Source organism: Pseudomonas sp. ICMP 561 (assembly GCF_002699985.1).
Taxonomy (GTDB): Bacteria; Pseudomonadota; Gammaproteobacteria; order Pseudomonadales; family Pseudomonadaceae; genus Aquipseudomonas; species Aquipseudomonas quasicaspiana.
Genome location: NZ_LKBT01000045.1, coordinates 176,595 through 189,401, shown reverse-complemented (window position 1 = coordinate 189,401; position 12,807 = coordinate 176,595). Strand labels below are relative to the sequence as shown.

At 55.0% G+C, this 12,807-nt stretch carries 15 protein-coding genes; 5 read left to right on the top strand and 10 right to left on the bottom strand.

Going from position 1 to position 12,807, the window contains the following annotated elements; translation table 11 throughout:
- The first annotated feature begins 107 nt into the window (after positions 1 to 107).
- Both AO242_RS22875 and AO242_RS22870 read left to right on the top strand, forming a co-directional pair.
- Positions 108 to 590, top strand: coding sequence for a glutathione peroxidase (locus AO242_RS22875; protein WP_027899555.1), 483 nt, complete (start codon positions 108 to 110; stop codon positions 588 to 590).
- Between the two features lie 274 nt (positions 591 to 864).
- Positions 865 to 1,968: an NADH:flavin oxidoreductase gene (locus tag AO242_RS22870; RefSeq protein ID WP_099270469.1), complete on the top strand. Its 1,104-nt coding sequence runs from the start codon at positions 865 to 867 to the stop codon at positions 1,966 to 1,968.
- On the opposite strand, the gene AO242_RS22865 is transcribed toward AO242_RS22870, so the two are convergent.
- The 4 genes from AO242_RS22865 to cysZ all read right to left on the bottom strand — a co-directional run bounded on the left by AO242_RS22865 (position 1,965) and on the right by cysZ (position 5,883).
- Positions 1,965 to 3,158: a glycosyltransferase family 4 protein gene (locus tag AO242_RS22865; protein WP_099270468.1), complete on the bottom strand. Its 1,194-nt coding sequence runs from the start codon at positions 3,156 to 3,158 to the stop codon at positions 1,965 to 1,967. The genes AO242_RS22870 and AO242_RS22865 overlap by 4 nt on opposite strands.
- A 786-nt stretch (positions 3,159 to 3,944) precedes the next feature.
- Entirely contained in the window at positions 3,945 to 4,463 is a 519-nt protein-coding gene (locus AO242_RS22860) for a hypothetical protein (RefSeq protein ID WP_099270467.1), read from the bottom strand.
- Positions 4,464 to 4,484: 21 nt separating this feature from the next.
- A complete protein-coding gene (locus AO242_RS22855) occupies positions 4,485 to 4,775 on the bottom strand; it encodes a hypothetical protein (RefSeq protein WP_099270466.1) in 291 nt (96 codons plus the stop codon).
- Positions 4,776 to 5,127: 352 nt separating this feature from the next.
- Positions 5,128 to 5,883 carry a sulfate transporter CysZ gene (cysZ, locus tag AO242_RS22850; RefSeq protein WP_099270465.1) on the bottom strand — a complete coding sequence of 252 codons (756 nt, stop codon included), beginning with the start codon at positions 5,881 to 5,883 and terminating at the stop codon, positions 5,128 to 5,130.
- Between the two features lie 556 nt (positions 5,884 to 6,439).
- On the opposite strand from cysZ, the gene AO242_RS22840 reads away from it, so the two are divergent.
- Positions 6,440 to 7,039, top strand: coding sequence for a peroxiredoxin (locus tag AO242_RS22840; protein ID WP_027899561.1), 600 nt, complete (start codon positions 6,440 to 6,442; stop codon positions 7,037 to 7,039).
- Positions 7,040 to 7,180: 141 nt separating this feature from the next.
- Entirely contained in the window at positions 7,181 to 8,143 is a 963-nt protein-coding gene (gene trxB, locus AO242_RS22835; protein WP_099270464.1) for a thioredoxin-disulfide reductase, read from the top strand.
- Positions 8,144 to 8,402: 259 nt separating this feature from the next.
- Here trxB and AO242_RS22830 read toward each other — a convergent pair whose 3' ends face one another.
- The 4 genes from AO242_RS22830 to AO242_RS22815 form a co-directional block, all read right to left on the bottom strand.
- On the bottom strand, positions 8,403 to 8,744 hold the full coding sequence (locus AO242_RS22830; protein WP_099270463.1) for a HopJ type III effector protein: 342 nt from the start codon (positions 8,742 to 8,744) through the stop codon (positions 8,403 to 8,405).
- Entirely contained in the window at positions 8,737 to 9,033 is a 297-nt protein-coding gene (locus AO242_RS22825; RefSeq protein WP_099270462.1) for a DUF1244 domain-containing protein, read from the bottom strand. Before AO242_RS22825 ends, AO242_RS22830 begins: the two co-directional genes overlap by 8 nt.
- 75 nt (positions 9,034 to 9,108) lie before the next feature.
- Complete coding sequence (gene folM / locus AO242_RS22820) at positions 9,109 to 9,798, bottom strand: dihydromonapterin reductase (RefSeq protein ID WP_099270461.1); 690 nt, start codon at positions 9,796 to 9,798, stop codon at positions 9,109 to 9,111.
- Between the two features lie 117 nt (positions 9,799 to 9,915).
- Positions 9,916 to 10,485 (bottom strand): antibiotic biosynthesis monooxygenase, encoded by a 570-nt coding sequence (locus AO242_RS22815; protein ID WP_099270460.1) that lies wholly within the window; start codon positions 10,483 to 10,485, stop codon positions 9,916 to 9,918.
- Positions 10,486 to 10,722: 237 nt separating this feature from the next.
- Here AO242_RS22815 and AO242_RS22810 point away from each other — a divergent pair, with 237 nt between their 5' ends.
- The gene (locus tag AO242_RS22810; protein WP_099270459.1) at positions 10,723 to 11,673 is read left to right on the top strand and encodes a MerR family transcriptional regulator; all 951 of its coding nucleotides are present in this window, start codon (positions 10,723 to 10,725) and stop codon (positions 11,671 to 11,673) included.
- A gap of 9 nt (positions 11,674 to 11,682) precedes the next feature.
- On the opposite strand, the gene AO242_RS22805 is transcribed toward AO242_RS22810, so the two are convergent.
- Together AO242_RS22805 and AO242_RS22800 are read right to left on the bottom strand one after the other, a co-directional pair.
- Positions 11,683 to 12,291, bottom strand: a complete 609-nt coding sequence (locus AO242_RS22805; protein WP_027899568.1) for a hypothetical protein — start codon at positions 12,289 to 12,291, stop codon at positions 11,683 to 11,685.
- A gap of 69 nt (positions 12,292 to 12,360) precedes the next feature.
- On the bottom strand, positions 12,361 to 12,807 hold the full coding sequence (locus tag AO242_RS22800) for a PAS sensor domain-containing protein (RefSeq protein WP_027899569.1): 447 nt from the start codon (positions 12,805 to 12,807) through the stop codon (positions 12,361 to 12,363).

Below are 12,807 nucleotides of genomic sequence, written 5' to 3'. Positions count from 1 at the left end.
GCTCAGGTAGCTGAAAAGGCGCCCAGGCAGGTTCTGCGCGAACAACTTGGTTCAAGCAGTCTGGCAGGCGCCTTTTTTGTCCGCGGGATTTGAGGGGAGAGTGGGTCATGAGTGCGTTTCACGACATTAAATTGAAGGATCTGGATGGTCAGGAGTTGTCGCTGGCGACCTTCAAGGGGCGAGTGGTTCTGGTCGTCAATGTCGCTTCAAAGTGCGGGCTGACGCCTCAGTACGCGGCGCTCGAGAATCTCTATCAGAAATACAAGGACCAGGGCTTCAGCGTGCTGGGCCTGCCGTGCAACCAGTTTGCCGGGCAGGAGCCAGGTTCTGCGCAGGAAATCCAAGAGTTCTGCAGTCTCAACTATGGCGTGACGTTCCCTTTGGGCGAGAAGCTTGAGGTGAATGATCCTCATCGTCACCAGCTTTACCGCTTGCTGGCCGGTGAAGGCGCAGAGTTTCCAGGCGACATCACCTGGAATTTCGAAAAGTTTCTGGTGGGCAAGAATGGCGCAGTGCTCGCGCGTTTCTCTCCTCGTACAGCACCGGATGATCCGGCTGTGATTCTGGCGATTGAGAAAGCGTTGAGCTAATGCAGCTTGCGCATCCGTAGGACTGGCTTTAGCCGGGAGGGGGTCGGTACATTCGCACAGTGTTCTTCGTCAGAACTAAACCCTCCCGGCTAAAGCCGGTCCTACGGCTTCTTTGTTTGCTTCGTGACAGCGTAATGTCAGGGACACAGAGTGGCCTCCAACGGGAAGCCTGCAGCTGCTTCTCAACCTAAATCACCCAGATCAATAGTGCTGTCACCCGCCTGAAACCCCGCCCTATCCTTGATGATTCGAAATGATTACCAAGGAGCCTCGCATGCCGGTCAAAGCCCTGTTCAAACCTTTCCACCTGGGCAGCCTTGAGCTGTCGTCACGGGTGGTCATGGCGCCAATGACTCGTTCCTTCTCGCCCGGTCATGTCCCCAATTCGAAAGTGATCGAATACTACCGACGCCGTGCTGCAGCAGGTGTCGGCCTGATCATCACTGAAGGCACCACCGTCAATCACAAAGCCTCCAACGGTTACCCGAACGTGCCCCAGTTCTTCGGTGATGCGCCATTGGCTGGCTGGAGGAAAGTGGTCGAGGCGGTGCATGCCGAAGGCGGCAAGATCGTCCCGCAGCTGTGGCATGTGGGTGCCGTGCGCCGTCTGGGAACGGAGCCGGATGCCAGCGTCCCGGCCTACGGCCCGATGGAAAAGCTCAAGGATGGTCAGGTCGTGGTGCATGGCATGAGCCAGCAGGACATTGATGAAGTCATCGCCGCATTTGCCCAGGCCGCCAAGGACGCTCAAACCATCGGCATGGACGGTGTAGAAATCCATGGCGCCCATGGCTACTTGGTGGATCAGTTTTTCTGGGAGGGCAGTAATCAACGTGACGACGAGTACGGCGGCAGCCTGGCCAACAGATCGCGCTTCGCTATTGAATTGATTGAAGCCGTCAGAGCCGCGGTCGGCCCTGATTACCCGATCATCTTTCGTTTTTCACAGTGGAAGCAGCAGGATTACAGCGCGCGTCTCGTGCAAACGCCTGAGGCGCTTGGTGAGTTTTTAAAGCCATTGTCTGACGCTGGCGTGGATATTTTCCACTGCTCTACGCGGCGTTTCTGGGAGCCGGAGTTCGAAGGCTCGGACCTTAATCTGGCCGGCTGGACGAGGAAACTGACCGGCAAACCGACCATTACCGTGGGCAGCGTCGGGCTGGATGGCGAGTTCTTGCAGTTCATGGTCAACACCGACAAGATCGCTCAGCCCGCCAGCCTGGAGAATCTGCTCAAGCGTCTTGGCGATGAAGAGTTTGATCTGGTCGCCGTCGGGCGCGCATTACTGGTCGATCCAGATTGGGCCGTGAAAGTCCGCGAAGGCCGTGAGCAAGACATTCTGCCCTTTAGTCGCGATGCGCTGACGACGCTGGTCTAGCGTTTGAGCTTCAGCTCGGCACCATGGACCGGTTCAGGCTTTGCCGGTTCTGGTGTCGGGCAGGCACTGAGCATTTTGCGCTCGAACAGATCAATGATTGCTCCCCAACCCTGGCGACTGGCGTGCTGCCGCGCATTAAGGCGTACGCGACGCAAGGTTTCGCTGTCCTCCAGCAACCAGCAGGCTGCATCAATGAACGCGGCCTCGTCGCCCGGCATGGCCAGCGCGCCATTATGGCCGTGGCGAATATGCTGCCCTGCCGCGGCTTCGTCATACGCCACGACACCCAGCCCCGAAGCCAGCGCCTCCAGCACAACGTTGCCAAAGGTCTCGGTCAGGCTCGGGAACAAAAACACATCCCCTGAGGCGTAGTGTTCAGCCAGTGTTTCTCCGCGCTGAGTGCCGCAGAAAATAGCCTCCGGAAGTTGCTGTTGCAGCGCTGCGCGTTGCGGGCCGTCACCTACAATCACCAGCTTCAACTGGCGTTGCGGGTATTTGTTGCGCAGCGCTTCAAAGGTGGAATTGAGCAGGCAGAGGTTTTTTTCGGTCGCGAGTCTTCCGACATGCAATACGGCGATATCACCGGTGTTCAGCCCCCAGCTTTCGCGCAGTGGCTGTGAGCGTTTCGAAGGATGGAACAGCGCGCTGTCCACCCCGCGTGACAAGAGCTCGATACGTTCGAAGCCCCGTCTTTCAAGCGCTATTTTCTGACTGACACTGGGTACCAAGGTCATCTTGGAGCGGTTGTGAAACCAGCGCAGGTAATGAGTCAGCAGGCGGTTCATGAAGCCCATACCGTATTGCTGGGTGTACTGGGCAAAGTTGGTGTGGAAACCGCTGATCACGGTAATCCCCAGACGTCGCGCCGCCCTCAAGGCAGACAGCCCTAACGGTCCCTCTGTGGCGATATACAGCACGTCCGGACGCTGTCGCTGCCAACGGCGCAACAGCTTGTGCATTGACGACTGCCCCCATTGCAGCCCCGGATAACCCGGAATCGGCCAACCGCGGCACAGCATCAAATCATCGGCAGCCAGCCCGACGTCGCCAGACTGACGAGGCCGCACCAGCTCGACCCGGTGCCCACGCAGCCGCAGCCCATCGCACAAACGGCCCAGGGTATTGGCAACGCCATTGATCTCGGGGGCGAAGGTTTCAGTAATTAACGTGATGTGAAGAATTTGGCTCATGACAGCCAGTGTCGGCTGCAATGATTTCGGTTATGTGGCGGGGGGGTGATGGATTTGTGACGAAGACGTGTAATGGTACGAAAACTTGATAGCCATTGTGATGCCCGTGTAGTTCATGTCCTACATTTTAGAGATGTTGTAGGAGAACTCTGAAAGTGAGGCTGTAATACATATGTCTATAAGGTTCAGGGTTTTCTTGCGTAAAGTGAGTTTTGTCTAGTTTAGACATGTCTGCGATCTCTGGTCGCATTAAAATTTGAAAACAGAGGTGCTGGCTTGGAAAGCTTTTTCAGTGGCCTTTGTGATAAGGATATAGTTTAATGAAAAGTAAATGCATATGTATTGGGTTGGTTTTTTGTATGGCAATGATGGCCGAACTGTCGTTTGCAGATGAATATCATTCGACATTCAGCTTACCCAATATTGAAGTTAAAAATCAGACATATAGATTTAATGTACCCTACGCACCGGCTCCCCCGGTGGCGGTCAGGGCGAGGAATGTTAGCTGGAGCTGGGTGAATCAAGGGCGCTCGCAACCGGTCACGGTTGAGCTATGCCAAATGGTTACCAACCAATGCCTTGATGTGACTAACCGACCGTCTGGCTCTACTTCAGTATTTAATAGCTATTACGCTGAATTTCCATTCTATTTTAATATCAGGGCATATCGCAGTCCGTTTTTCCCGATTCGCACCTTGCAGGGTTCGTTGACTGTTCAATGGTAGAGAGATACTGATGCTGGAGGGTGGGCTGATGAGTGTGTCAGCCCAGCCCTTTATGTTTCTGTCACCAGCCCGCACGCTTTAGAAAATCAGCAGGCATTGTGTCATTGTACTGCCATAGTTTTTTGAGTATTTCCGCCGCTGGAGTACCTTTGGAAAGCTCTGTTTCATAAAGTGATAGTCGGCCGTATTGCCATTCTTTCCAGATGCTATCGTATTCTGCTTGTACTTCTGGCGTATAAATTTCTCCTGTAGTTACAAGCCTGAGAATGGGGTATTCCGCGATGCTGTAGGCCACTACACCGAGTGATTCATGGGCGTAACCCCTTACCCGCATGTCGGCGACTTCAGGATTTGACAAAATTTCATTCATCAAGCGGTTGCATTCCGTTTTTGTGGAGGCGCTCCGAGCGTAGACCGGGGTTTCCACTGAGCCTGTTTTTTCTTTAAGTGTTCTTGCGAATGGAGGTTCTTCAAGACTGTGTTTGTTTTGTTGTGAAAACCTGTTGGTTGGTTTGATACTTTCATTAAGTCTGTCAGAGACAGGCCGCCGTTCGATATATCCTGGATTGTTGATGTTCATTGCTGCTCCTGATCCGCATGTCTAGCGTGTAGTCGATAAAACAAACGGTAAAATCCGCGACTCGCCGATTGTTTCCAGCGCCGCAGGCTTTGGCTTGTGCAGGGTGCCTACTGGGTTGAGACTGGTCAGTTGCAGGTGTGAACGCGGTTTGATCTGGCGGCACAATGCGGCGGGCTGTGCTTCGATTTTTTGAGCGGGTTTTGGTTGGGTCATGTTATTCAGGATTTTCGCGAACCCTGTGGAGTCGGCCTGTGGGTTTTTCTTTGGCGCGGTTGCAGCATTGGGGTGGACGGGATTTGCCTTGATTTCCATGTTTTGCTCACTCCTTGTTTTATAACTCTCATAGCAACAGGAGTGCCAGATTCTTTCGTGTAGGAAATAGAGTGGTTGCAACTGTTAATGAAATAAGGCGAGATGGAAAACGGAGTTATGCTCCTACGTAAACTTCCTACAGAAAGAGTTTTGTAGGAAGTCGGCAGGTGTTTGCCATTAATAGGCAATGGTTTGCCGGGCAGGTTTTAATGGCGTTTTTGGTGTTTGTAGGAAGTATTGGATAGAGGTGTGGGATATTTCTTTTTATATTAATTGTCGGTAAGTTTGGTTGAGCTTGACTTCTTGTGGCGATAATAAAAAAAAGGCCCAATCAAGGGCCTTTTTATTAGTTTCAGGATTTATGCGTCAGTAACGCTTCTTCGCCTCGCTCCCGCACCCAGAATAAAGTCGCGCCAGCGACAGCCGCCGGCATCATCAGGATGTTGATCACCGGGATCAGCAGCGCGACATAAACGATGCCGCCGAAGCTCAGGCTCTGCCAGCGTTTGGCGCGCAGCCACGCGAGCATTTCATTCCAGCCCAGCTTATGGTTGTCTGCCGGATAGTCGATGTACTGGATCGCCATCATCCAGACCCCGAACAGCAGCCACAACGGCGCGGCAATCAGGTTGACCACGGGGATGAACGACAGAATGAAAAGGGCGATGGCGCGAGGCAGGAAGTAGCCCAATTTGCGCATTTCCCGGCCAAAGGTGCGTGGCACCATGACAATCAGTTCACCCCAACTGAAGGGTGGAAAGTCATCAGTGCCGCGGACGACCACTTCCACCTTTTCCGAAAGGAAGCCATTAAATGGCGCGGCGATGATGTTGGCGAGCATGGTGAAGGTGAAGAACACCATGAATATCACCAGAGCGACGAACAGTGGCCAGAGAATATAGCTAAGGAAGCTCAGCCAGCCTGGCAGTTCGGGCATGAGCGTATCGACCCACATGCTGAACTGATGCATGGCCAGATAGATAAGGCCACCGAACAGCAACAAGTTGATGGTCAGGGGCAGCAGCACAAAAAGACGCAGGCCTGGGCTGAGCACCAGTTTCAGGCCTTCACGCAGATATTGCGGGCCCGAGAGAGCGGGAGCAGGCATGGCAGCCTCCGAATGATGGAAAACCCGCCGACATTACCGGCTTTGCCTGACGGGTGAAAGCGGTGTTGGCGCGTTGGGACCGGCTTCAGACCGCCAAATTGTGCGTGCCCGTACAGACTGTGTGAAAACTACTGCGCTCGGCAATACTGCGTTAAAAACAGGCGAAAAATGCTCATTTAGAACACCTAGACTCCGCTTTTTCGCCTGTTTTTGCCTTGTCTTGCCGTCGCTCGCTACGTTTTCACACAGTCTGCGTAGGAGCGGCTTCAGCCGCGAGGTCGTAATTCCAGACGCTGCATTTGCGCCGAATGCGCTGGCCCTCTCCCGGCTAAAGCCGGTCCTACAGTTATGTTTGGGCCTGGGAAGATGGACATTCGCAGTAATAAACCCATGAGCGTAAAATTTGTCCAACGGCTTGAATAAAGGGCTTATCGGAATAGGGATTGCCTATGAGGTGGATTGTGAAACGATATTTCCTTAATCTTTGCAGCCCCGATAGGCTGGCCATCAATTTCTCAACCTATCCCTTTCAAATTTGATCCTCCAAGGAGACATCATGAGCGTACTGGTAAACAAACAGGCACCGGATTTCGATTCAGCAGCAGTGCTGGGCGACGGCTCCATCGTTGACAGCTTCAAACTGTCCTCGCTGCGTGGCAAATACGTTGTGCTGTTTTTCTGGCCTCTGGATTTCACCTTCGTTTGCCCTTCGGAAATCATCGCCCATAACAACCGCATCGCTAAGTTCCGCGAGCTGGGTGTTGAAGTGGTAGGTGTTTCCATCGACTCGCAGTTCACTCACTACGCATGGCGCAGCACCCCGGTAGAAAAGGGCGGCATCGGCGAAGTCGAATTCACCATGGTTGCTGACGTCAAGCACGAGATCACCCGCGCTTACGGTATCGAGCATGATGCCGGCGTAGCACTCCGTGCTTCGTTCCTGATCGACCGTGAAGGCGTTGTTCAACACCAGGTGGTGAACAACCTGCCATTGGGTCGTGACGTTGAAGACATGATCCGTCTGGTTGAAGCGCTGCAGTTCACTGAAGAGCACGGCGAAGTTTGTCCAGCGGGCTGGCGTCCAGGTCAAAAAGGCATGAAAGCTGACGCAAAAGGCGTTGCTGATTACCTGGCCGAAAACGCTACTAGCCTGTAACACGTCGCTGCGGCTTTGGTCGCAGCCTCAATTTTTTCAGGATTGCCGTGTTTCTGAGCCTTCCCCAAGTGCTTATCGGTGATCCTTTTTATTCCAGCCGGTACGACCACGGCGTCAATGGTCGGTCGATAGGAGTCTGTCATGTCTGATGTACGTCATTCCCGGGTAATCATTCTCGGCTCTGGCCCTGCCGGTTACAGCGCTGCGGTGTATGCCGCGCGTGCCAATCTCAAGCCTTTGCTGATCACCGGCATGCAGGCTGGCGGTCAATTGACCACTACCACCGAGGTTGATAACTGGCCTGGCGATCCGCATGGTTTGACCGGCCCGGTGTTGATGGAGCGTATGCGTGAACACGCTGAGCGTTTCGAGACTGAAATCGTCTTCGACCACATCAATGCTGTGGACCTGGCTGGCAAGCCGTTCAGCCTGAAAGGCGACAGCGGCACCTACACCTGCGATGCTTTGATCATTGCTACCGGTGCCAGCGCTCGCTACTTGGGCCTGCCTTCTGAAGAAGCCTTCATGGGCAAAGGTGTTTCGGCCTGCGCAACCTGCGACGGTTTCTTCTACCGTAACCGTGAAGTGGCGGTAGTGGGCGGTGGCAACACCGCTGTTGAAGAAGCGCTGTATCTGGCTAACATCGCCAGCAAAGTGACTCTGGTTCACCGTCGCGAGACCTTCCGCGCCGAGAAGATCCTGATCGACAAGCTGCATGCCCGGGTTGCCGAAGGCAAGATCGAGCTCAAGCTGAACGCCACACTGGACGAAGTGCTGGGCGATAACATGGGTGTGACCGGCGCACGTCTGAAAAACAACGATGGCAGCTCCTCCGAGCTGAAAGTGGACGGTGTGTTCATCGCCATCGGCCACACGCCAAACACCTCGCTGTTCGAAGGCCAGCTGGCGTTGAAAGACGGTTACATGGTTGTGCAGGGCGGCCGTGAAGGCAATGCCACTGCAACCAGCGTTGAGGGTGTGTTTGCGGCAGGCGACGTGGCTGACCACGTTTACCGCCAGGCCATCACTTCGGCTGGCGCAGGCTGCATGGCTGCACTGGATACCGAGCGGTATCTGGACGGCCTGGCGAACGCTTCGTTCTGATAGCGGCTGTTCAGCAGCAATAAAAAAACCGGCCCAGGCCGGTTTTTTTTGACGCGAAACTCCCGCATGGGGTCCCGCGATCTCCTTGATACAGCGCTGTCGGTGGAGAAAACACTTAATTCTGTAGGAGTGAGCTTGCTCGCGATAGCGTTAGGTCAGACGATCATTTCTCTACAGATCTACCGCTATCGCGAGCAAGCTCACTCCTACAGGAAAGCGTTTCAATTCATATACTTATCTTGTTTTTGATCCTGCAGGCTCAAGCCTTGCGCGTCAGCGGCTCGTCCGCGAACTTCACGCCCGCCAACCCATTGGCGATCAGTGCACGGATATTGCCGTGATCGCTGCCGTCTGGCGTAGCGACAACCGAACGATAATGTTCGCCAAAAGCCAATAGCGCCTGTTCGTCGCTCAGGCCTTCCAGCAGCGCCAGGCCCAATGTCTTGCATGAGCCTTCGTTCTGGCCAGCAGCGTTTTCCACGCCGCCGTTGGTAAACGCCTGTGGCTGGTAATCATAGCCAGCGGCGATGAATGCCAGGGTGTCAGCGAAGAGATGCTCACCGCTTTCAAGGCTGGCGCGCAGTGTATTCAGATCAGTCATGCTTGGTTTCCTTGGCAAACGTCGCTTGCTGCTCGACGCTGGCTTCTTTCTGGTATTGGGCTTTCCACTCGCTATACGGCATGCCGTAAACCACTTCGCGAGCCTCATCGAGGCTGACCTCAATGTGTTTCTCGTCGGCGGCTGCCTTGTACCACTTGGACAGGCAATTACGGCAGAAGCCGGACAGGTTCATCAAATCGATATTCTGCACATCCTTGCGGCTGTCCAGATGCGCAACGAGCCTGCGAAAGGCCGCTGCTTCGAGTTCAAGGCGTTGTTGGTCAGTCATATCATTCCTGCCACTTTCAATGGGGGGAGGCGAAGCATGATAGCCCCGCCAACATGAGGGATTTGAAGCGCGTTTTCAAATCCCTTTCTTGAGATGCCGGCCGCCATTAACGACCACGCTGCTTCCAGTGCTGTATTGCGTATTGAGCAGATAGAACACCGCATCGATCAAAGGCCTGGAGCCGGGTTCGAACTCGAGCAAGGCTTTTTTAAGTGTCTGGCTGCGATAGGCCTCATCGCTGTTTTCCTTGAGGATCAGCAGGCCCGGCAAGACGGCGTTGACCCGGATATCAGGCGCGAGCTTTTCGGCGAACGACAGAACCATGTTCTGCAGTGCAGCTTTCGTCGCTGCGTAGGCGATATGGCTTTTACTGCCTCGCGATGAGGTTTCGTCGCAGATATGGATGATGTCCGACTTCTCGCTCATGGCCAGCAGTGGTGCCAACTCATGGTTCAAGTGATAGGGCGCTTCCATGTGCAGCTTGAACATGGTGTTCAGGTTGTCGACGCTGTCATCAAGCCAAAGTGATGCGTTATGAATCACGGCACGAAGGCCGGTGTAATTGGCTTTCAGATAGCCGACAAGTGCCATCCGGTCTTCTGCAAGCAGCAGGTCCGTCTGAAACGAAACTATGTTCGGGTGTGCAGGGGTGTGCGCAATGCTGCGGCTGGCGTTGACTACAAAATGGCCCGCTTTGGCCAGTTCGATAGCCAGTTCAAGCCCGACCCGCTGACTGGCCCCGGTAATCAGGATTGGATTATTCATTAGCAACTGTTTGGCATGCGTTCAGTGGTGTCGTCACGAGAGCGCATAGCATACCGAAGTTTGTTGCGGCGGGGGTGCTCCGGACCCGGCAGCTCAACGCTTCCGGGCCAGCTTGATTCAATTGCTGCGCACAGACTCAGAGCCTGATCGGCCAGGGGCAGGTTCCGGATTCAGCCAGCCGGCCAGCAGATGGGTCGACAGCGGGATGAACCAGAAGACCATCAGCGGCGTGAGGATCATTGTGCTGATCATGATGCGTGGTACCAATTGCCAGTCATTGAGCAACGGGCCGAGTACGAAGTTGAACAGCAGCGACACCGGAAAGAATGCCAGCCAGATGGCTACGGCCTGCTTCCAGCGTGGTGGGCGTTGGCCAGCTGCGCCGAACCAGCCGTCGATCCCGCTGACGCGATGCTCTGAAGGTTGTGCAAACAGGCCGCTGCCACGCACCAACCAGGAGCTTCGGGAGGCGGAATGCTCCCAGGCGTGCATGGTTTCAGCGTCGGCAAAGCGGAAAATAATCTGGAATTCGTCGTCTCCGGGTGGCGGCGCGAGCACGCCTGAGCCCAGATAACCGGGAAAATCGGTGGCCAGTCTTTCGCCTTCATGCAGCCAGGCGATCAGTTCCTGATAGCGGCCATGGGCAACGCGGCGCGCAACCAGCAGGGTGACAGGAGTGGTAGACATTATGTATCTCCGATAAACGAGTGAGATTCCCGGGTAAGGAAGTCACATGACGCAGCTCCGGGGTGGTGGGCGGCGTCAGCTTCGTTGTTCAAGCAAGCAAGGATTATTCCTGAAATCCTTGAATAAGCTATAGGGCGGCAGTAATTCCCTGACGAATAGCCGTATTGGGCCCTGTTTTTGCGAAATAAGCCCGGTGCAGGCGTACAATGCGCCGATTGTTTTCAAGCGATCCTCGTCATGACTGAATCCGCTACTGGCCTGGACCCTTGCTCCGGTCTAAAGCAAGAAGAACTCTTCCCCATTCGCGAAGTGTCCCGTATCACGGGCATCAACCCGGTCACCTTGCGTGCCTGGGAGCGGCGCTACGGTCTGATTCAGCCAACTCGCACAGAAAGCGGGCATCGTCTTTACTCACAGGCCGATATCGACGAAGTGCGCAGTATCCTTGGCTGGATCGAGCGCGGCGTCGCAGTGAGCAAAGTCGGCAAGATTCTGGAGAAGACCAATGACGTTCGGCTACAGGCATCGGCACTCGACAGCGATGTTCTGCCCGGTGACTGGGCGCAATTGCAGCAGCAGATAAAACAGGCAGTAGGGACGTTTGATGACGCGCGCCTTGAGCAACTCTATGGCCGGGTCTTCTCGACTTATCCGCTGACGGTGGTGTTCGAAGACGTGTTTCTGCCGGTCTGGAGAGAGTTGCTTCTGCATCATGATCAGTTCGGTCAGGCCAGTGAGTGGCTGTTTCTGGACAGCTTCCTGCGTGCACGAGCATCGCAGCGCCTGCAGTTCGCTCGTGGCTCGGCAGCGCACAAGGTCATTCTCGCTGCCGTGCCTGAGCAGTGCCGGGAACTGGAGCTGTGGGTTGCCGGGCTATTGATTGGCAGCCCGGATCTGGACATTCAAGTGCTGGCCCTGGGGCAGCCACTGGAAGAGCTGACACTGGTGTGCGGCAAGGTCGAGCCCGTTGCCGTGGTGCTCTACAGCAATCATCCGCCAGCCCCGGACTTTTCTCGTCGTCTGAAGCGTCTCTCGCTGGCACTGGATTGTCCGCTGCTGTTGGCGGGCGAAGGGGCGGATCTTGCTCGGGAAGCGCTGGACGGCTCGCCGGTTGCCTGCATCGGCAGCGAGGGGCTTGCCATGCAGCGTGGTCTGCAATTGTTTCTGAAGGGGCGTCTTGATAGCTGAGGGTGAGGCTTAACCGCGGTGCATCGTCGGGTACATCTTGCGATGCTGTTGCAGGATGTACTGACGCAGACGTTCAGTGTCTTCCTTGTTCCGGTCGCTCAACCGGTAAGCCGCCAGACCTGACTCGGTAAGACGCTCGAAAGCGCCTCGCATGGAAATCGGCGCGTGCCCTGGTGGAACGAACCAGGCGTTGAAGAGCTTGGGAGGCCGCGTGGTCTTGCGGTGTTCCAGTAGCACGCCTTTGAACGAAATCTCATGCACCCACAGCGCGGTCTGTGCGCCTTTCTCTGTCTCCAGCGCTACCGGTTCCGGCAGCGTCAGACGCCATGGACGGATGCGTGGCCCTTCCTCGAAGATAGACGGTGCGCCCAGTTCCAGATGCAGCGCGTGAAATTCGTCTTCCACCAGGTGCAGCGGGAAAGTCATTTGCTGGTTATCGAACTGCGCCTGGATCGTGACTTGCTCATGAGCAGCCAGACGTGTCAGCAAATCCTGAATTTGCCTTCCGCCGTTCACAGTCAGGCTACGTGTCGCATCGCGCACGTTCAGCTTGGGGTTGTGCTGCATGCTCTGGATGAAATCCAGCTCAGCCTGAGTGAGTAGCGTTTCGTGGGGCATGATGGAGCTCGAAGGAACCCGTTATTGAGGAAGCAGACCTTTAATTCAACGTTTTGTTACATCCATTCGTCAACTTTTCAATGAATCTATTTCTTCGCGTGCCAGTTTCAGCTCCGCTTCCAGCTGCAGCACTCGCTGTTCGGCTTCGATCTGCTGCGTGACGTTTTTCTGGATACCGATGAAATAAGTCAGCTGATCAGCTTCATTGAACACGGGCGTGATCGACAGTTCATTCCAGAACAGGCTGCCATCCTTGCGGTAATTGCGCACGATCTGGCGGCACGGCTGTTTGTTGATCAACGCTTCGCGAATATGGTCCAGCGCCGCCTGATGGCGGTCGTCACCCTGCAGGAAACGGCAATCCTGATACAGAATGTCGTCGACGGCATAGCCCGTCAGGGTTTCGAATGCCTTGTTGGCATAAATGAGGATATTGTCCTCACCTTCCTGCTCGGCGACGACGATACCGTCGTTGGAGGCGTCAACTACTAGCTGCAGCAGTTTTGCGTTGATCAT